This is a genomic window from Sulfitobacter noctilucae (genome assembly GCF_000622365.1).
Lineage (GTDB): Bacteria > Pseudomonadota > Alphaproteobacteria > Rhodobacterales > Rhodobacteraceae > Sulfitobacter > Sulfitobacter noctilucae.
On the sequence record NZ_JASC01000013.1, the window covers coordinates 527,568 to 547,196 of the forward strand.

The window sequence follows — 19,629 nt, forward strand, 5'->3', positions numbered from 1 at the left end:
ATCATTCTTCCTTTAACGGGCGGGCCAGCAGGCCGCGCATTGCTGTTTCAACATCTACTTTGTTCCCTAGCAACGCCGCAACGGCATCGGTGATGGGAAGATCGAGTTTCTGGTCTTGCGCCAACCGATGCATGGCCAGTGCGGTTGCGGCCCCTTCAACAGTTGTCGCGCTATCAAACGGGGTGCCGCCGCCGATGGACAGACCCAACCGGTAGTTCCGCGATTGGGTCGAAGTGCAGGTCAGGGTCAAATCGCCAAAGCCGGACAGGCCCGCCAGCGTGGCCGGGTCGGCATTCACATGTGCAGCGAACCTCTGCATTTCGGCGAAGCCCCGTGTCATGACAGCCGCGCGTGCGCTTTCGCCCAAACCGGCCCCGATGGACGTACCGCAGGCAATGGCGATCACATTTTTCAATGCGCCGCCCAATTCGGCCCCTACCGTATCCGTCGTGCGATACAGGCGCAGGTTGGCGGTCGTTAGGGTTTCTTGAAGCACGCGCCCGATTGCATCATCGTGACAGGCCAACGTCAGCGCCGTCGGCAAACCACGGGCAATATCGGCTGCGAAACTGGGACCGGTTAGGATAGCAGGTGTGCAATCCGGAATGGTCCGGGACAGGACTTGCACAGGTCCGGCACCGCTATCAATTTCGATGCCCTTGCAACAGGCAACAAGTGTTTTTCCCTGTAATAGTGCCGCATTCTGGGCCAAAAAGTCCCGCAGCTTCTGCATCGGGACCGCCAACAAAAGGATCTCTGCGGTGCAGGCCTCCTCAAGAGCGCCTGTAACGGTCAAGATTGCCGGGAAGGGGTGATCTGGCAAGCGGCGCTTGTTCTCGCGTTGGGCTTGCATATCGCCTGCATCACGCGCCCAAAGTGTCACCGGCCCGTTGCCTGCCAGCGAAATTGCCAGCGCTGTTCCAAAAGCTCCGGCACCCAGAACAGAAACTCTCATGCTTTGGCCCCTTTTTTTCCGCTGCCCAGCATCGCGGGTTGTGATTGATCCAATGGCCAGCGGGGGCGTGCCGAAAGCGACAGGTCATCTGGTGTGCGATGCTGGGATTGCTCTGCGGCCGCAAAGGCAATCATCGCTGCGTTATCCGTGCAAAGCGCAAGCGGTGGTGCGACGAAGTTGGCTTCATGTTCCCTTGAAACAGTCTCTAACGCTAAACGAATAGCGCCATTTGCCGCGACGCCACCCGCTACACACAGAGTCCGGGGTGCGGCGGCAGGATAAAGGGCAAACGCCCGCCGCGTTTTCTCGGCCAGAACATCAACCACGGCGACTTGGAACCCTGCGGCAAGATCCGCCTGATCCTGCAGGGTCAGCCCGGATTGCGCGGCGACAGCCGCATCCCGCGCACGCAACACTGCCGTTTTCAGACCCGAGAAAGACATATCGCAGCCGGGACGGTCCATCAGCGGGCGCGGAAAAGCAAAGCGGCGTGGATCACCGGATTTCGCGGCCTGTTCAATTGCCGGACCGCCAGGTTGGGGCAGGGCAATCAACCGCGCGACCTTGTCAAACGCTTCGCCTGGGGCGTCATCAATCGTTCCGCCAAGTCGCTTGAAAGTATCAGGACCGGAAACCAACAAGAACTGGCAATGTCCGCCGGATACCAGCAACATCAAATAGGGGTAGGGCACATCATCCGTCAGTCGCGGTGTCAGCGCATGACCCGCCAGATGATTGACCCCGTAGAGCGGTTTGCCCGTTGCGGCAGCGAGCCCTTTGGCGCACATCACACCAGATACCACGCCGCCAATCAGACCCGGACCGGCCGTCACCGCAATCGCATCGACCCCGCTCAGAGTTAGATTCGCCTGAGTTAGAGCCTGTTCTACACAGTGATCCAGCTTTTCAGCATGCGCGCGCGCCGCGATTTCGGGGACAACACCACCGAACGCGGCGTGCAGATCGGTTTGCCCTGCAACCACCGAAGACAGAATTTGCGCCGGTCCGTTTGGCGCGAGGCGGACGATTGCCGCTGCCGTGTCATCACAGCTGCTTTCCAATCCGAGAAATGTCAGAGGTCGCGACATGAGGCTTTCCATTGCAAGGGTGCTGATGCGCAGGTAACACCAAGAGACGATGGCGAACAATGCTCAGACCTCAACCGCGTTGTTGCTGACGCGACCGCAAGACAGTGCCGAGCGTTTTCTGGCGCGATTGAACCCGTCACTGCTGACAAATGTCAGTGTTTGCATGTCGCCTTTGCTGCAAATCATTCCGAATGGCTCAACGCCGGACATGAGCCGATATGAAGGCGTGATATTTACCTCCGCGCAAGCGGTCATTTTCGCGCCCACGGGTGCCGGAATGCCGGCCTATTGCGTTGGCGCGCAGACCGCAAAACGCGCGGCCATCGCCGGTTGGTCCGTCAAGCTTGTCGTCCAAACCGCAGAAGAGCTGATCGCTGCCATACGAGCGCAGAAAAATACGGGTTCGTTGGTGCATCTGGCCGGAGCGCACCGGCGTGGCGATATCGCTCAACGGTTGGGTGATCAGGGTATTTCAGTCCATGTAGTGACGCTTTATGACCAGCGGCTTTTGCCTCTTAAGGTTGAGGCGCAAACGCTGCTGGCCGAGGCAGAGCGTGTCATTGTTCCGCTGTTCTCGCCGCGTACAGCGGCCCAGTTTCTGGATCAGGCAGAGACCCTAGGACAGGCGCACGTCATCGCGATAAGCACTGCCGTTGTCGCCGTTTTGAACGGGGCCACAGTCGCTGGAGTTGATATAGCTGATGAACCAACGGGCGCAGATATGGCAAGAAGTGTTGAAATGCTCTTGCAAAAGACCAGCTTAGCTTGAAGCAGGGCCATATTGCCGAGTAAGGTTGTGGTGAACATCTGGCACTGGTCAGAATCAGAAGGGTATGCAGCGTGGCGAAAGCAAAAAAACCGGCATCAAGCAGTAAAGCCGCCTCCGATGCGGCGAAATCATCGGCTTCGACAACAGCCAGTTCTGCCTCTACTGCCAGTTCCGCGTCCAAACCCAGCGTGGCATCCAAGGCAGCAACGACGGCGAAGAAAGATGGCGCTGACGCCAAATCTGCGCCCGCGACAGATAAGCCCAAGCCAACAACGAAGTCTGTGGCGTCAAAAACCACGACAACATCTGCGGCTTCAACCTCGACCGCGTCCAAACCAAAGCCAGCGAAATCGACACCATCAAAACCGGCGGCTTCCAAAGCTGCTGATGCAACAACGACCGACGCGCCAAAGGCCGCTTCGAAAGACATGCCGAAGACAACCGGCCGAACGCCGCCTGCTGACACCTCTTTTGTGCCATCAAAAGAAGACGCGAACAAACCGGCGGCCGCAAAGCCTGTTGCGAAGACACCTGCGTCCCAGTCCCCGCAAAAACAACGCAGTGTGTTTGTGCCATTGGTGCTGGGCGGGGCGATTGCTGCTGCTTTGGGTTATGTAGTGTCAGAGGCAAACTTCTTTAACACCCGTGCTGATGTATCGGGGCTTGCAGAAACTCAAACGACGCTGGAACAGCGGATATCTTCGTTGGAAGGTACAGAGCCTTCTGCGCCGGATTTAAGCGGGTTGGAGACCAGCATCGCGTCGATTTCCGACACGGTGGGGGATTTGGAAGCACGGCTGACCGAACTTGAAAACCGACCTGCGCCGACGGGCGAGGCAAGCGGCCCGCCCCCTGAGTATGCGCAGGAGCTTGAAGATCTGAAGGCATCCGTGGAACAACAAACGACCGAGATTAAACGTTTGTTGGAAAACGCGATGAGCGTTGAGGAAGCGACTGCGGATGCCGCGCGGCAAGCTGCGGTGCAAAGCGCGCTAACCAAGATCACCGTCGCGCTGAGCACGGGATCCCCCTATGACGATGCCCTGCAATCCCTGTCGGAAAGCGGTGTTTCAGACGTGCCGGCACCGCTTGCAGACCCGGCAGGAAATGGCGTGCCGACATTGCAGAATTTGCAGAACGATTTCCCAGATGCGGCCCGTGCCGCACTGACAGCAGCGCGTGCCGCGGGTAACGATGATGGTGCGTCCGGCGTGGGCGGTTTCTTGCGCCGACAGCTTGGGGCACGCTCCGTAGCACCGCGTGAAGGGTCTGGTCCGGATGCGGTTCTGTCCCGCGCCGAAGCTGCCGTACGAGAGGGCCGCGTCAGTGATGCACTTGCAGAGATCGATACGCTTCCGACAGAAGCGCAGGACGCAATGGTAGATTGGCTGTCGGCTGCGCGCACCCGCGCAAACGCCGAAGCAGCCGTTCAGGACCTGTCCCAAAGCCTGACGGCAAACTGAGAAAGTTGAATTTATGTTGTGGTCATTGATTAAGATTGTCGTTTTCGTTGCCGCCATCGCGGCATTGGCTTGGGGTGCCGGTTATCTATTGGAAAGCCAGGGTGGCCTGCAGGTCACTGTGATGGGGACAGAATTCAACTTTGGTCCGCTGCAGTCTGTGATTGCGGTGATTGTTCTGATGATCGCGGTCTGGCTCTTGCTCAAGATTATCTCTTTGCTGGTGGCCACATGGAAGTTCCTGAATGGCGACGAAACGGCCATTTCGCGTTATTTCGACCGCAACCGCGAACGCAAAGGGTTCGAGGCTTTGTCCGAAGGGCTGATGGCGCTGGCCAGTGGCGAGGGCAAAGTTGCGATGGCCAAGGCGCAGAAGGCGGACAAGTATTTGAACAAACCCGCGCTAACCAATCTGTTGACCGCGCAGGCGGCAGAGCTTGCTGGTGACCGCCGCAAGGCGGAAGAGACCTATCGTAAGCTGGTGGAAGACGAGCAAACGCGGTTCGTCGGCGTACGTGGCATCATGAAGCAAAAGCTCGCTGATGGGGACACGGAGACTGCTCTCAAGCTTGCCGAGAAGGCCTTTGCGCTGAAGCCAAAGCATGTGGAAACAGGCGATACCCTGCTTCAACTCCAAGCCCAGAAAGAAGACTGGAACGGTGCGCGTAAAACATTGAGCACCAAGTTGAAGAATGGCCAGCTGCCTCGTGACGTGCATAAACGTCGCGATGCTGTTCTGGCGCTGTCCGAAGCGAAGGACATCATCGACGACGGCACGGACATCGCAGCACGCGAAGCCGCGATTGAAGCGAACCGCCTGTCTCCTGATCTGATCCCGGCGGCGGTGATGGCCGCTCACAGCTACATTGACCAGAACAAGCCGCGCTATGCTTCGCGTGTCTTGACGAAAGCCTGGAGCGTTCAGCCGCATCCTGATCTTGCCGCTGCATTTGCCGCGATTGAGCCGGATGAGAAGCCCGCAGCACGGATCAAACGGTTCAAGGCACTCACCAAATCGCAGCCGGACCATGCCGAAACCAAGATGCTGAACGCAGAGCTTTATATTGCGGATGAGGATTTCCCGAGCGCCCGCCGTGCGCTTGGCGATCTGGTGGAGACGAACCCGACTGCCCGCTCCGTCACCTTGATGGCTGCGATTGAACGGGGGGAGGGTGCGTCTGATACGGTGGTTAAAGGATGGCTTGCCCGCGCGCTGACAGTGTCACGCGGGCCGCAGTGGATTTGCGATAACTGCCAGAACATCCATACTGAATGGACGCCGATCTGTGGCAACTGCAAAAGCTTTGACACGCTAAGCTGGAAGACGCCGCCGATGGCCGAAGTTGCGATGCCCGGTGGTGTGCAGATGTTGCCGCTGATCGTCGGCGCGGTCGAGGATAAATCAGGAGCAGATGGCGCTGGTGCTGTCACCACCCGCAACGATATCGAAGATGTGGAATTAATCACGGACCCGCCAGAAGATCAGTCGAAAGCGGAAACAGCGAAAGTCTGACGCTACTTTCCTTTCCAGACCGGATCACGCTTTTCTGCAAAAGCCCGCGCGCCTTCAAGCTGGTCTTCGGAAGCATAAAGGGTGTCGACAGTTGGCAGCTGACGCTTTGTAATCCGGTTCATCGCGTCCTGGAACTTTGAATCCTCGGCATCGCGTACGATTTCCTTGATCGCAGCATAGACAAGCGGCGGGCCAGAGGCGAGCAGACGGGCCAGTTCCCATGCGCGGTCCAGCAATTGACCGGCTGGGAGGATCTCATTGATTAGACCCCAGCCTTTGGCCTCGTTTACGTCAAACCAGCGCCCTGTCAGCAAAAGTTCCATCGCGATATGATAGGGAATGCGCTTGGGAAGCTTGATGCTGGCGGCATCGGCAACGGTGCCGGAGCGGATTTCGGGAAGGGCGAATGTCGCGTGTTCTGCGGCCAAGATCATGTCTGCGGACAGCGCCAGCTCAAGCCCGCCCCCGCAAGCGATGCCATTCACCGCAGCGATCACTGGCTTGTTCAGGCCGCGCAGTTCTTGCAGGCCGCCGAACCCACCTAGGCCATAATCGCCATCGACAGCATCGCCATCAGAAGCGGCTTTGAGATCCCAACCGGGACAAAAGAATTTATTGCCGCCGCCAGTGATGATCGCAACTCGCAGGTCGGGATCATCACGAAAGCCGGCAAAAACCTCGCCCATCAGTACGGATGTTTTCAGATCAATTGCATTGGCTTTGGGCCGGTCGAGCGTAACTTCGAGGATCGGACCTTCGCGGCGAGTTTTGACGGGTGAGGCGGACATTGTATTCCTTTCAGCGGGCCAAACGCAAAAGTGCATCGGCTGCGATGGCATCGGTTGGTGTGCAGATAAGTGGGTTGATCTCTATTTCTTGCAGGTGTTCGGCATGTGCAACAGCAAAGGCTTCGACGGCCCGGATGGCTGTCAGTATTGCGGGCATGGAGACCGGGGGTGCACCGCGATACCCCGAGAGGCGCGGGGCAATTCTAAGACTGTTTAGGGCGTTTGTGACTTCGGCCTCGGTGACAGGCAGCAGAAGGGAGACGCTGTCTTGCAAAAGTTCTGTATGGGTGCCGCCCGCGCCAAGTGTCAGCAGAAATCCATGCGCAGGGTCGCTTATCACACCGATCAACAGTTCGAGTACCGAGTTGCCGATCATTTCTTCGATCAAGAAACCGGTCGCGTTCATCGACTGCGCCGCGGCACAAGTCTCTTCGCTGGTTGTCAGGTTAAGCACGACGGCCCCGGTCTCGGTTTTGTGCGCGATCCCTTCGCCTTTAAGCACCTGTGGATACCCTACTGCCGTCGAACAGTCTCTAACACGGGGCAAATCGCTGCATTGACGAGAACGTGGTATGCGCAAACCGTATTTCGCCAAAGCTTCTTTGGCCTCGGCTTCGCTGATCAGTTCTGCTGATTGAGGTGCGGACGGGAGCAGCACCGGCAGTGCCGAAGCTGCCGATGGCCTGGCCGCGATTGCGCAAGCTGCCAACGCTTCAGAGAGGCCGGAGAAGGGAACGATATCTGACGCTAGAAAATCAGAGGCGACCCCTTCCGGCATCAGTTCCGGCAGGCTTGCTGCCACTGCATAGAGACTGCCTGTCTGCTTTGCTGCCTCCTTGACCGCCTCGATCACGCAGTCCCAATCGGAAGGGTCGCACAGATCGGCGCGGGGGAAGTCAACGATCAGGATCGTGATGGCCACATCGGAGTCGGCCATCGCAGCAAAAGTGCGGGTCATCGCAGGCACATCGCGCCAGATGTATGTGTGGTAGTCCAAAGGATTGGCCAAAGCGACGCGGGAACCAAGCGCTGCGCGGAGGTCGGTCTTTTGTCGATCGTTCAATGCCGGAAAGCTGAGCGGCAGGGTTACGGCGGTATCGGCCGCAAGACTGGCCTCGCCGCCGGAGCAGCTTATCGTTGCGACGGTGTTTTGCGGTAAACGTCCAGCGATATGCAGGAGTTTTAACGTTTCCAGAAAAGTTGAAAGGTCATCAGCGCGCAGGATGCCAAGGCGGCGCAACAAGGCGGCGGCTCCAGCATCTTGACCGGCAAGAGATGCCGTGTGCGATATTGTTGCGCGTCGTGCCTGATCGGATCGCCCGACCTTAATTGCGACGACAGGTTTGTTTAGTTCGCGTGCCTTGGTTGCCAACGCTTCGAATGCACGCAGATCGCCGATGCCTTCGATATGAAGCCCAAGTGCGGTGACACGCGGATCCTCCAAGAGGGCCATGCCGATTTCCGAGATACCTGATTGCGCCTGATTGCCCGCCGTTACGACATAAGCCAACGGCAAGGCACGTGACTGCATGGTCAGGTTGATCGCTATGTTCGAGCTTTGCGTGACAATAGCAACGCCACCCTCGACACGTCTGCCGCCGTGCTGATCCGGCCAAAGAAGCGCACCATCCAGGTAATTGATAAAGCCATAACAATTTGGCCCAAGGACCGGCATTTCGCCCGCTGCATCAAGCAAATCAGCCTGTAGATCTGCCCCGAATGTGTCCTCTGCCTGCGCTTCAAGAAAACCGGAGGCAAAACACACCGCGCCACTCGAGCCACGTTGTGACAGGGCGGCAACGATGTCGATTGTTGCCTCACGATTTACGCCGATGAATGTGGCGTCCGGTGCGGCGGGCAGGGCGTCGACGCTGCGAAAGACAGGATATCCTTCGATGCTCTCTGCAGTCGGATGTACCGGCCAGATATCGCCTTCAAACCCCATTCGCGCAGACTGCATAACAACCTGTCTGCACCACGCACCGCCCCCAACGACGGCGATTGACCGGGGCCGTAACAACCGTTTGAGGTCACGCGTCATCAGGCCCCCAGCGGACGCAGCAAATCACGCGAGATGATATGACGCTGAATTTCCGAAGTACCGTCCCAGATTCGCTCCACCCGTGCATCTCGCCAGAAGCGTTCGATGGGGAAATCATCCATCAATCCCATCCCTCCGAATATCTGCAAAGTTGTGTCTGTAACGCGGGCTAGAGCCTCGGAAGCATAGACCTTAGCCGAGGCAATCTCGCGGTTGGCAGGCAATCCTTCATCCAATCGCCAAGCAGCAGCAAGGGTCAGCCAGTCGGCGGCATCAATCTCGGTGATCATATCGGCGATCTGGAAGGACACGCCCTGGAATTTGCCAATCTGCTGTCCGAATTGCTTGCGCTCGGCCGCGTAGTTCAGTGCGTAGTCAAAGCAGCGCCGCGACCGTCCGACAGAGAAAGCCGCAACCGTCAGGCGCGTGGCGTAAAGCCACTCGTTCATCACGGCAAAACCGCCATCGACTTCGCCCAGAACCTGTGCATCCGGCAGGCGGCAGTTATCGAAATAGAGGATACAGTTTTTGTACCCCTTATGGCTGACGGAGTTATAGCCATCGCGCACCTCGAACCCCGGCGTGCCGCGGTCGATAAGAAAGGTAGTGATACGCCTTTTGGGACCTTTGGGCGTTTCATCGACGCCGGTGGCGATGAAAACGATAAAGAAATCGGCATGCTCTGCGCCCGAAATGAAGTGTTTGGAGCCGTTTACAACCCAGTCACCGCCATCACGCACCGCGCTACACTTCATGCCGCGCACGTCCGACCCCGCATCAGGCTCTGTCATAGCAAGCGCGTCCATGCGTTCACCCCGGACAGCAGGCAGAAGATAGCGTTCACGTTGTTCAGCGTTGCAGGCCATCAGGATGTTTTGGGGCCGGCCAAAGAAATGCGTCAGCGCCATGGAACCGCGGCCTAATTCGCGCTCGACCAGTGTGAAATCCACATGTGACAGACCCGCACCGCCGACCTCTTCGGGGAAGTTACAGGCATAGAAGCCCAGATCGATGACCTTCTGTTTGATCTCTTCGCCCAAGGCCTGAGGCACCTGCCCGCTGCGCTCGACATCTGCCTCATGCGGATAGATTTCATTCTCCACAAAACTGCGCACAGTCGAGACGATCATCTCTTGTTCATCGCTAAGGCCAAAGTGCATTCGGGGTCGTTCCTTTTGTGATGTCTTTGCCGACCTTAGGCTGATCGCTGTGAAAATCTATCCGCAAAATACAACAGATGTTAATCAGCTGTTTACCGCTATCGGGTCAGAACAGAAGGGGAAGGTTCGGTGCAAAAGTGCCGGATCACAAGTGAATGCAGCAGAAAGCCAGGCATGATCCGATCGTTCAAGACACCTTTTACGCGACCACAGCTGGGGGCGTATCATTCTGGGGTGATGCAATATCACTACCGGGATATGATGTGTAACAAATCGCCTATCGATATCGCCCTGTATCTTCACCTGATCCACGCGGTCCAGCCCGGCAGTTTTATCGAAATCGGAACAAAGTTTGGCGGCTCGGCCATGATGTTCCGCGATGTGATGCGGATGTACGGGATGGATACCCAGGTGGTCTCGATCGACCGGAGGCCACCCGACGTGGATGATCGCTTTGATGGTATTCGATTTGTCGAGGGCGACGTGATGGCGCTTGATCGCACGTTTGTCGAAAACGGGCTGTTTGACCTGCCGCGCCCCTGGGTTCTGTCAGAAGACAGCGCGCATACTTTCGAGGCCTGTATGGCAGTACTCGACTTCGGGTCGAAACACCTGCGGCAGGGCGAATACCTTATCATGGAAGACAGCGTGTTGGCAGAGCTTGATCTGGCAGATCGCTTTGACGGTGGCCCAAGCCGCGCGATTAAGACCTATCTGAAAGCCAATCCCAACGTCTATGAGATCGACACCAGCTACTGCGATATGTTTGGCGTCAATGCGACGACCAATCCCAATGGCTATTTGCGGCGGATATAGAATGGGACTGGCAGAAGCGATCGGCGCAGGTTCGGTGTTTCAGGAAGACATCCGTCTAGTGATCTGGGACCTGGATGAGACGTTTTGGGACGGAACGATGACCGAAGGGGGCATGCGTTACCGGATGGATCACCACCAGCTGGTGATCACCCTGGCCGAACGCGGGATCATGTCTGCCATCTGCTCCAAGAACGATGCGGGGCTAATTGAGGCCGAGTTACGCGAGCGGGGTCTTTGGGACTACTTCATTTTTCCGAGCATTGATTGGAGTCCGAAAGGTCCGCGCATTGCGGCGATGCTGGATCAGATAGGTCTGCGGGCGCAATCGGTACTCTTTCTGGACGATAATCCGATGAATCTTGCTCAGGCGGTACATGCGAACCCGGGGCTGAACATCGGACCGCCGGAAATGATATGTACCTTGGCAGATGCACCGCACTTGCAAGGCAAACCAGACCCTGAACTGCGCAGACTGGCGCAATACAAGGTAAAGGAACGCAAGGCTTCTGCTGCGCAAGTGGTTGAAGGCGATGCCATTGCACTTCTGCGCCAATCCAATGTGCGCGTGTATATCGAATACGATGTCGAAGCGCATTTGGACCGCGCGATCGAGTTGATTAACCGAACGAACCAGCTGAATTTTACCAAAAAACGTTTGCCAGATGACCTCGCCACCGCACGAGCGGAGCTGTCCGCTCTGCTTGCGCTGAATACAACAGATGCCGGGCTCATTCGCGTATGCGATGATTACGGGGATTACGGTTTTGCCGGATTCTACCTGACGGAACGACTGCACAATGTGCGGCGGATGAAGCATTTTTGTTTCTCTTGCCGCACCTTAAATATGTACGTCGAACACTGGACGTATGATTTCTTGAACAGACCGCCAATGCAGGTGGTAGGCGAGGTGCTGTCAGATGTGATGAACGATCCGGTGAAGGTCGATTGGATCACGCCGGCGGCTATCAGCGACATATCCGGAAAAGCGCCTTCTGCTCTACGATTCGACAACATCTTTGCGCGCGGCGGCTGTGATCTTGCCAGTCTGATGCATTACTTTGCGCTGCACAGCGATCACATACATGAGGAATTCAATCAGCCGCTGAATGGTCAGATGTTTCGCCGTGATCATACCTCTTTCCTGATGCCGGCGCTGGGCGATCCCTTGACCGAGGAAGAGATGTGGGCAGCCGCGTCACTAGGATACGGGCGCGCAGATTTCCAATCTGATTTGACGAATTTGACGTCGGGGCGGAACTTGTGCTTCCTCAGCTGTTGGGCAGACGCCGATATTCCGGTCTATCGCCACCGGGCAACAGGCTTGCGTTTGCCCTACTGGCTGGTGGGGGCGCAGAACCAGAACCTGATTGCACGCGCCGAACTGCGGGAAGCTGTTGCGGAAACCGACATACAGCGGCAGAGGCTCAACGTGCTATGCCGTGATTTCGAGCATGAGGGGTTGCTGGGCGACGCCGAGATGCTTGAGCGGTATACCACGATTCTCGACGCCATACCTGACGATGTGCAGATCATTCTCGTACTTGCCCCATTGCGTGGTCCGCTACATTTCCAGAACCCCGAACGTCCGGACCACCCGCATCACAAACGGCTGAACGCAGTCTTGCGCCAGGTTGCGTCAGGCCGAACCAATGTGATGTTGCTGGATCCCGCTGACTTCATTGAAGGTGCGGAGGATATGATCGATCTGAATCATTTCAAGCGGCCGGTCTTTCACCGGATGTACCGCGCTGTTCTGGATCATTTGGGGGCAGCCGCTTTGGGAACAGATCGGAAGGTGATCGATGGCTGACGCAAAGTTATTTTCAAACCTGTTTCTGAGCGTGGGAGCGATGAAAGCCGGGACCACATGGCTTTATGCTGTGTTGGCCCGGCATCCCGCCCTGCATTTCGCGTTGGAAAAGGAAATCCACTATTTCTATCACCGGTATGTGAACCCGGAACAGTTAAGCGAAGCCTACCGTTTGCGCGAAGCACGCAATAGGTATCTGTTTCGTTTTGACCCGTCCAAAGCCAACATAGATGCGGTACGGGCCAACCTGCATTGGGTCAGCGCATATCTGGGTCGCCCGGTAGATGATTATTGGTACCGGAACCTTTTTCAGATGCGCGACCATCAGGTCTATGCTTGCGACTTTTCCAATCTGCACGCGCAACTTCCACAAGAGGCATGGCCACAGATCGCAGCGAAATGTGACCGTCTGCGGGTTCTCTATACCATGCGCGATCCGGTGAAACGGCTTTGGAGCCACACGAAATTCCATCTGCAACTTACCGGACATTTGGACAAGCTGGAGATATGGGGACCAGACGAGTTTTTGGAGTTTGTCCACCGCCACCACATTTGGGTGAATGCGGAATACGGTCAGATTCTGCGCAATCTGCATGGGGGGCTGGCTCCTGAAACACTGAAGGTGATCTTTTACGAGGATTTGCATAAGGATCAACGCGGCACATTACGCAGTATAGAATCCTTCCTTGAGCTATCTCATTTCGATTATCCGCAAGCGATATTGGACAAGAGGTTCACAGAAAGCGTGAAGTACGAAATGCCCGGGTTCTTTAGGGAAATTTTGCAGGATGATGTGCAGCGTATTTGCAAGGAAGTGGAAGCAGAAGGGTATCACGTGCCTGCGTCATGGCGCGCAGAAGCACCCATCGCTGCTTAAGGTCTGATTTAGCTGACATCTTTAATACTCTTTGGCAGACAAAGGGACCTAACGGAGTACCGCTTAGGTCAAACCGCACCTCGATATTGCAGTCGCTGAGAGGGTGCCAGTTCGCTGTCGTGCGCAACGACCGCGCGACTGGTCGGCCGGTTTTTGAGCTTTCTGGCATACTTATAGAGAACGATGTCCTCCGCATTTATTTCCTCAAGCATCTGTCGCATATCTGGCGAAATCACGCTCGACGAGCTTTCAGACGACGCGTTTGCGGTGACCGGCTGCCACCGAAAATTCGGATAATGGGGCTTTGCCAGCTGACTAAGGCGTTCCATGGCCTGAGTAAACTCTGGAACGATGCCTAGGACGCCTTGATGGATGATCTGGTCACAGGTTTGTCTGGCTCTTTCAACCTCCTCCCGCTGTGCTTGAGTACAAAGTGCAGCAAGGCGTTGGGTCTGGAAGTTGCGGCATTGCCTGTCACCACGGACTGCAAGGCGGGCATGGACATACCCGGCAAAACCATTCTGGCGGGCCAGTCCGGTGCCGAAAGTTTCCGCGTTTTGAATTCGCTCAAACCGATAGGCAGATCCGATCCGGTCAACCGGATCGCGCAGCATCACAACTGGAATGATATGCACGCCATCCAGAAGAGGCAGCGGCCCTTTCAGGGTATGCGTCGAAAAAGCGGCAGCGTCGGGATTGCCTTTGATCCAGGCCGCGACCTCGGCGGTGTTGGCGGCACCGTCACTTTCGAATTCAGCACTCACCCAACGATCCGCAAAGTTCTGTTTCAGGATTTGGTCGATTGACGTTCCCGCGTTCTTGAAGAGGTGATGGTGAAAGATGATGTGGCGCGTCATGATTAACGCCGCGACTGATATAGATCGGCCGCCTCGAACGCAGCGCGCATCATGCTGCGTCCTTTGTCGAACGAGTACGAGGCATGCATGTAGCCACGGGCATTTTGCGACATAGCTTCCCAAAGCCTGTCATCGCAGGTGAGGCGGTTGATGGCTTCCACCCATTCGTCGGGTGTTTCGGCAATAAAGCAGTCATAGCCTGAGCGCAGTCCGATCCCCTCGGCGGCGATCGGACTGACCACACAGGGGATGCCCTGGGCCAAAGCGCTTAGAACCTTTCCCTTTATCCCCGCACCAGAGAGCAATGGCGCAATGGAAATTCTGTGTGGATCATATGCATCGCATGTCTCGGTTACAAAGCCGTAGGGCACAATATGATCGCTGGCCAGCGCGCGTATGTCTTCGCCCATGCCGGAGCCATAAATCGTTAACTGTGTTTCGGGGTTGTGCGCCACGAGTGAAGGCATCACCCGGCGGACAAACCACTTCACCCCTTCTGCATTAGGATGATGCCGGAAGCTGCCCAAAAACGAGAGACCATGGCGGGTGCTGGCCGCGGGAATGGCATCGGGTACGCGCACAACCCACGGGCATCGCACCACTTTCGCCTCTCCATCGGTGTAGGCTTGAATGACGGAATGTTCGACATCGTTATAGGACAGGACGACGTCGACGTTGCGAATCACTTCGATCTCTTCGGTTCTGGTTTGACGCGCGCGGTCCAGTTTGCCTTTATCATCCTCGCTTTTGGCCGCCCGGAATTCGCGCAGAAAATGAAGATCCGCATTGTTGAACAAGATTTTCGCATCGGAGGCCTGGCGGCGAATTTGCCCAATAACATTCTGCGCGACATAGTAACGGGTGATATAAAAGACATCAAAATCAGCGGCATGCTGGTCGAGGTATTCGCCCGCGTTCATGTAGAAGGGCGCATATATCACCTCAATACCAGACTTTTGCAGGTCTTCTGTGTATTTGCCCAAATGCGCCATATTGGTCGAGACGAACGTGACCTTGTAGCCAAGGGATTGAACCAATTGCATTTCCTGCAGAGCGGCGTATGAGCCTGCGTCCTTGTCCGCACGCGGGGGCGCGTAATCAATGAAAAGAACCCGACCGACGATGCCACGGTCTTTTTCCAGATCCGGGTTTTGTCCTTCAATCCCTTTCCCGGAAAACGAGGCTGCCCAACGGCGCTTGAACTTGGGGCGGTTCACCTCTTGATACTTTTTGAAGCCGGTGGTGACGTCCGTGCCGGAGGTCATTCCCTCGAAATGGTAGACTACCGAAGACGGAATAAACCATGTGGTGAACCCGGCCTGCCGCACCTTGAACGCGAAGTCGGTGTCTTCAAAGTACATCGGCTCCAGATAGGAGGACAATCCGCCAACCTGGTGCCACACGGATGCCGGGGCCATCAGGGCGGCTCCGGATAAATAATCCGCCTGTCTTGCATAGCAGAACCTCGGATCATTCGGGTTCTGACGGTTGCCATAGTTCCAGGGATTGCCGCTGCCCCAGACAATACCGCCTGCATCTTGAAGATCACCGTTCGGATACAACAGCTTGGACCCAACAAGACCGACATTGTCGAACCGCGAAAACCCGTCCAGCAGCGCGTCGAGCCAACCAGCTGTTACCTCAACATCATTGTTCAAAAGCGCAATATATTTGCCGTGGGCCCGTTCCGCACCGGCGTTGCACGCCCGAATAAAACGTTGCGCAACTGGATGACGCACCACGGTGATGCCCTCCACAAGCTGTTCAAGCGTCTGGGTCTCATCAGTCGATGCGTCATCGACTACGATGACTTCGAACGAGACTTCGTTATGCGCCAGCAGCAAGGAGCACAGTGCCAGATAGGTCAGGTCGATATTGTTGTGGACAGGGATGATCACCGAAACGTCGGGATTTTTGACTTGTGGAAAACTCAAGGGCTTGCGCTGCAAATTCTCTGGCCCGCCCTCGAGGGTTTGTAAGGCATGAAGCAATTGAGCGTGGTCCGTGGCTGCTTTGCCTGCCGCCAGTTGCGCCTTGAGAGCGGCATAGCGATAAGGCGTTTGCGGCAGCAAAGCATTGGGAAAGGGCGCGGCTGACTCGCGGCGCATCACGTCTTCGGGGGTGACGATGTAGGGCATCAGTTGATGATGCTCGAACAGGATGACCGAGCCTGATCTGTCTTTCAGTGATAGGTGGCGAACGTGACCATTCAGGTATTCTGGCGGAAGACGAATGACATTGTCTCCGGCAACAATGCGCAGGGGTTTCACATGTTTGCCGTCAATACTGAGTACGACTTCGATTTCTTGCGCCGCCTCGCAGATCAGGGTGTGCCCGAAGTTTTCGCGTACGGAGAACGCAGGTTTAGCCATTGGCGTGATTGGGAAAACCTCCCGCCCCACCTGAACATGCAGGCCTTGACCCGGAGCCAACTGATTGGGCAAGGGCGCGCTTAGCCAGTGGCCGTCGGATATGTCGCTTCGTCCATAAATCCACTCGGGCTCGAGAATTGGTGTGCTGCTGCGCGCGGCTTCAGCGCTTGTCACCTGCATGTCAGCAAGAAACAGGAAGGGTTCAGTCCCTTTGTCATCGGGCAGGTGTTTGCGATATTCGATCTCGAAACTCACATCGCAACTTTTGAAGTGCGGGGGGATCGGGTGCGAGATACGATCATAACCGCTTGGAACTGGGCCGCCGGGAAATGACGTGTCGAAAGGCAGATAGTGCCGCTCTTCTGTTTCAGTAAGCGGATCGCGAAAGATCAGACAAAGACTGGCTGCGGCGCGGTGGGCGGCCAAACATACCTCGAAAACCGTGCCTGGCTGCACAGTTGGAACGTGGATTTGAGCGTCAAAGTAGATCTGGCACGGTGCCTCGAACCGATTGACCATGACTTGAATGGTTTTGCTGCCGGAAAGGGTCCAATCCTCGAGATGGTTGACCCAGCACGCGTAAACCTCACCCGGAACCGTCTCGGCGGGAAGAGAATGCGTTTGGCGACTTAGGTCTTTTGTATCGAGCCGATATATGGGGGCACGCTCTGGAAAGGGCGAAGCTTTGTGGTCGCAAATCTGAAACGGCGATAACGCATCCCCGAGCCTGATTTCCATCGGTTGAGCTGCGTCGACTTTCTCGACGTTTCCAAAAACGGTACCGTCCAGCATCACCAGACACCGCAACTCGGACATAAAATCCAAAGACATAGAAAGCCAACCTCGTGTTCTTGCCCATCGGCAAAGTGGTAAAAGAGGATCACTACGGCACGGTTTGTCTTAAATTTGCGTTAACTACGATTAAGATGGTCTTACTTGTCCAGAATGTCGCGGTGGTAGCGGTTCAAAAGGAACAGTCCACTCATCGTGGTCAGCGCGGCCACCGCCAGTGGGTAGGCGACCGAAACGTAGGTCGGCTGATAGAATGGATAGAACCCGTCTCGCATCAGGCCGGCAATGTGGACGATGGGGTTGAACCAGAGGTAATCCGAATAGGGCTGCGGCACGCTTTCGAAGATAAAGAATACGCAGGATGCCAGAAAGAGTGGGCGGTTCAAAATGGCCCATGCGGTGTTCCAGACCGGGTATGCAAGTGTCAGAAAACTGTTGAGTGTTCCGATCCCGATCGCGAGTGAGAAGGTGAGCAGATAGGCTTGGCCGATCTTTGAAAAATCCAATGTTGTTGTGGGTTTGAGGTACAGGATGATAAATCCTAGCACGATGAAATGCACCATCATTTGCGTCAGGGCATTCAGGATAAACCGTGCGATCAATGCGTCCAAAAAGGTGATCCGTGGATAGGTCAGCAAGGCCCGGCTGAATTGTATCGTTTGCGCCAATTTGGTCGATATATCGGAATACATCATCAATGGCAGAATGCCTGCTGCATAGAACAGCGCGAAACTTGTGCCCAGCGGCGGGGTGCGAAAGCCGATGGAGAACACAAGCGTCAGCAAGGCAATTCCGGCCGCCGGTTCAAGTATCGCCCAGACATAACCACCCGGAGAGCGCCCGTAGGTTGTCGTAATTTCTCGTAATATAAGTGCGCCGATGGCACGCGGTGTCGCGAGTGAGGCAGCCTGCTGGCACAAGCTTGGCTGCAAATGAGAGGGTAAAGACACCTGAGTAACCTCTTTGATAACCAAGGTTACTATTAATTAACCTTAGCAGGCATACTCTTTCATAAATACAACTAAAAAGTTAACGTTTATGTCAGATAGCGCAGCAGAGAGTATCAAAGGTATCAGGACGATCCGGCCTCCTGAACAGGCACAAAAGCGTGCTTTGCCAAGATCCGCTGCGCCTGACTTGGAAGAGTCCGCTCCGCCACGGCAGGTCGCGAACGCGGTCCCGAAATTCAACATCAAACCACCCGCACGCCGTGCCCGACCCCGTCGGCGCCATCGGTTCTTGTTTCTTACGTTCGTACTGATCGTTGTCACGCCCGTTTGTCTTAGTGGGTATTATTTTTCGACCCATGCCGCGGATCAATACGCATCGCGGGTCGCCTTTTCGGTCCGTACCGAGGAACAAAGCTCTGCCATTGAATTACTGGGCGGCATTACAGAACTTTCCGGGTCCAGCTCTTCAGATACGGATATTCTGTTCGCTTATCTTTCCAGCCAGGAACTTGTCACTCGGGTGGATGATCTAGTTGATCTACGGGCGGTCTGGTCACGGGTTAGCACAAGGCAGGATCCACTCTTTGCTTTTGATCCTGACGGAACGATCGAAGACCTTCAGGAACATTGGCATCGCAAGATTTCTATCGTGTATGACAGCGGCACGGGGCTGATTGATTTACAGGTGCTGGCCTTCGATCCGTTGGATGCAATGCGCGTGGCGCAGGCTGTGTTGGGTGAATGCGCCGGGATGATCAACAGCCTGTCGCGGATCGCGCAGGAGGATTCGATCCGTTTTACGCGTGACGAGCTGGCGAACGCGGTTGAACGGCTGAAGACTGCACGGCGGGCACTGACCCAGTTTCGCAATCGTACGCAAATTGTTGACCCGACAATTGATACACAAAACCAGATGGGTTTGTTGGTGACGCTGCAACGCCAGCTGGCTGATGCGTTGATTGATTCAGATTTGCTGCAGGACACCACCCGCGAAAACGATCCGCGCATCGTACAAGCCAAGCGCCGGATCGAGGTGATCCGCGCGCGGATTGCATCGGAGCGACGGAATTTAGGATTGGGAGAGGAGGGTGAGAGTGGGGAGGCGTTTGCGAACTTGGTGGGCGAATATGAAGGATTGATCGTTGACCGCGAGTTTGCAGAAACGGCGTATACCGCTGCCTTGGCGGCGCATGATTCTGCACTCGCCGAGGTGCGCAAACAAAGCCGCTACCTTGCCGCGCATGTCAAACCGACGTTGGCTGAAAAGGCGCAGTATCCTGAGCGGGGTAAAACAATGGCACTGCTCGCGCTGTTCTGCTTTTTCGCGTGGTCTATCTTTTGCTTGGTTTTCTATAGCCTGCGTGACCGAAGCTGAGGCGCG

The 19,629-nt window shown here is 56.0% G+C and carries 15 protein-coding genes; 7 read left to right on the top strand and 8 right to left on the bottom strand.

What is annotated here, in order from left to right; all coding sequences use genetic code 11:
• Position 1: 1 nt before the first annotated feature.
• Together Z945_RS0109320 and tsaD are read right to left on the bottom strand one after the other, a co-directional pair.
• The gene (locus Z945_RS0109320) at positions 2–955 is read right to left on the bottom strand and encodes an NAD(P)H-dependent glycerol-3-phosphate dehydrogenase (protein ID WP_025051838.1); all 954 of its coding nucleotides are present in this window, start codon (positions 953–955) and stop codon (positions 2–4) included.
• The gene (gene tsaD, locus Z945_RS0109325; protein ID WP_025051839.1) at positions 952–2,043 is read right to left on the bottom strand and encodes a tRNA (adenosine(37)-N6)-threonylcarbamoyltransferase complex transferase subunit TsaD; all 1,092 of its coding nucleotides are present in this window, start codon (positions 2,041–2,043) and stop codon (positions 952–954) included. The genes Z945_RS0109320 and tsaD overlap by 4 nt, the downstream gene beginning before the upstream one ends.
• Positions 2,044–2,092: 49 nt before the next feature.
• Between tsaD and Z945_RS0109330 the strand changes: the two genes are divergently transcribed.
• From Z945_RS0109330 to Z945_RS0109340, 3 genes are all read left to right on the top strand, one after another.
• On the top strand, positions 2,093–2,812 hold the full coding sequence (locus tag Z945_RS0109330; protein WP_025051840.1) for a uroporphyrinogen-III synthase: 720 nt from the start codon (positions 2,093–2,095) through the stop codon (positions 2,810–2,812).
• A 71-nt stretch (positions 2,813–2,883) separates the two neighbouring features.
• Entirely contained in the window at positions 2,884–4,275 is a 1,392-nt protein-coding gene (locus Z945_RS20060) for a COG4223 family protein (RefSeq protein ID WP_025051841.1), read from the top strand.
• A gap of 13 nt (positions 4,276–4,288) precedes the next feature.
• Complete coding sequence (locus Z945_RS0109340) at positions 4,289–5,785, top strand: heme biosynthesis protein HemY (RefSeq protein WP_025051842.1); 1,497 nt, start codon at positions 4,289–4,291, stop codon at positions 5,783–5,785.
• A 2-nt stretch (positions 5,786–5,787) separates the two neighbouring features.
• Here Z945_RS0109340 and Z945_RS0109345 read toward each other — a convergent pair whose 3' ends face one another.
• The 3 genes from Z945_RS0109345 to Z945_RS0109355 are packed head-to-tail and all read right to left on the bottom strand — an operon-like array spanning position 5,788 to position 9,774.
• Complete coding sequence (locus tag Z945_RS0109345; protein WP_025051843.1) at positions 5,788–6,573, bottom strand: carnitinyl-CoA dehydratase; 786 nt, start codon at positions 6,571–6,573, stop codon at positions 5,788–5,790.
• A gap of 10 nt (positions 6,574–6,583) precedes the next feature.
• Positions 6,584–8,614: an acetate--CoA ligase family protein gene (locus Z945_RS19565; RefSeq protein WP_037970827.1), complete on the bottom strand. Its 2,031-nt coding sequence runs from the start codon at positions 8,612–8,614 to the stop codon at positions 6,584–6,586.
• Complete coding sequence (locus Z945_RS0109355) at positions 8,614–9,774, bottom strand: acyl-CoA dehydrogenase family protein (protein WP_025051844.1); 1,161 nt, start codon at positions 9,772–9,774, stop codon at positions 8,614–8,616. Before Z945_RS0109355 ends, Z945_RS19565 begins: the two co-directional genes overlap by 1 nt.
• 174 nt (positions 9,775–9,948) lie before the next feature.
• Here Z945_RS0109355 and Z945_RS0109360 point away from each other — a divergent pair, with 174 nt between their 5' ends.
• The 3 genes from Z945_RS0109360 to Z945_RS0109370 are packed head-to-tail and all read left to right on the top strand — an operon-like array spanning position 9,949 to position 13,277.
• Positions 9,949–10,590 carry a CmcI family methyltransferase gene (locus Z945_RS0109360; RefSeq protein ID WP_025051845.1) on the top strand — a complete coding sequence of 214 codons (642 nt, stop codon included), beginning with the start codon at positions 9,949–9,951 and terminating at the stop codon, positions 10,588–10,590.
• Between the two features lies 1 nt (position 10,591).
• Positions 10,592–12,400: a hypothetical protein gene (locus tag Z945_RS20065; protein ID WP_025051846.1), complete on the top strand. Its 1,809-nt coding sequence runs from the start codon at positions 10,592–10,594 to the stop codon at positions 12,398–12,400.
• Entirely contained in the window at positions 12,393–13,277 is an 885-nt protein-coding gene (locus Z945_RS0109370; RefSeq protein WP_025051847.1) for a sulfotransferase, read from the top strand. Before Z945_RS20065 ends, Z945_RS0109370 begins: the two co-directional genes overlap by 8 nt.
• 68 nt (positions 13,278–13,345) lie before the next feature.
• Here Z945_RS0109370 and Z945_RS0109375 read toward each other — a convergent pair whose 3' ends face one another.
• From Z945_RS0109375 to Z945_RS0109385, 3 genes are all read right to left on the bottom strand, one after another.
• On the bottom strand, positions 13,346–14,134 hold the full coding sequence (locus tag Z945_RS0109375; protein ID WP_025051848.1) for a sulfotransferase family 2 domain-containing protein: 789 nt from the start codon (positions 14,132–14,134) through the stop codon (positions 13,346–13,348).
• A 2-nt stretch (positions 14,135–14,136) separates the two neighbouring features.
• Complete coding sequence (locus tag Z945_RS19575) at positions 14,137–17,337, bottom strand: glycosyltransferase (RefSeq protein ID WP_025051849.1); 3,201 nt, start codon at positions 17,335–17,337, stop codon at positions 14,137–14,139.
• A 101-nt stretch (positions 17,338–17,438) separates the two neighbouring features.
• On the bottom strand, positions 17,439–18,248 hold the full coding sequence (locus Z945_RS0109385) for an ABC transporter permease (protein WP_241434485.1): 810 nt from the start codon (positions 18,246–18,248) through the stop codon (positions 17,439–17,441).
• 289 nt (positions 18,249–18,537) lie between these two features.
• On the opposite strand from Z945_RS0109385, the gene Z945_RS0109390 reads away from it, so the two are divergent.
• Positions 18,538–19,623 (top strand): KpsE/RkpR family capsule polysaccharide export protein, encoded by a 1,086-nt coding sequence (locus Z945_RS0109390; RefSeq protein ID WP_241434486.1) that lies wholly within the window; start codon positions 18,538–18,540, stop codon positions 19,621–19,623.
• Positions 19,624–19,629 lie beyond the last annotated feature (6 nt).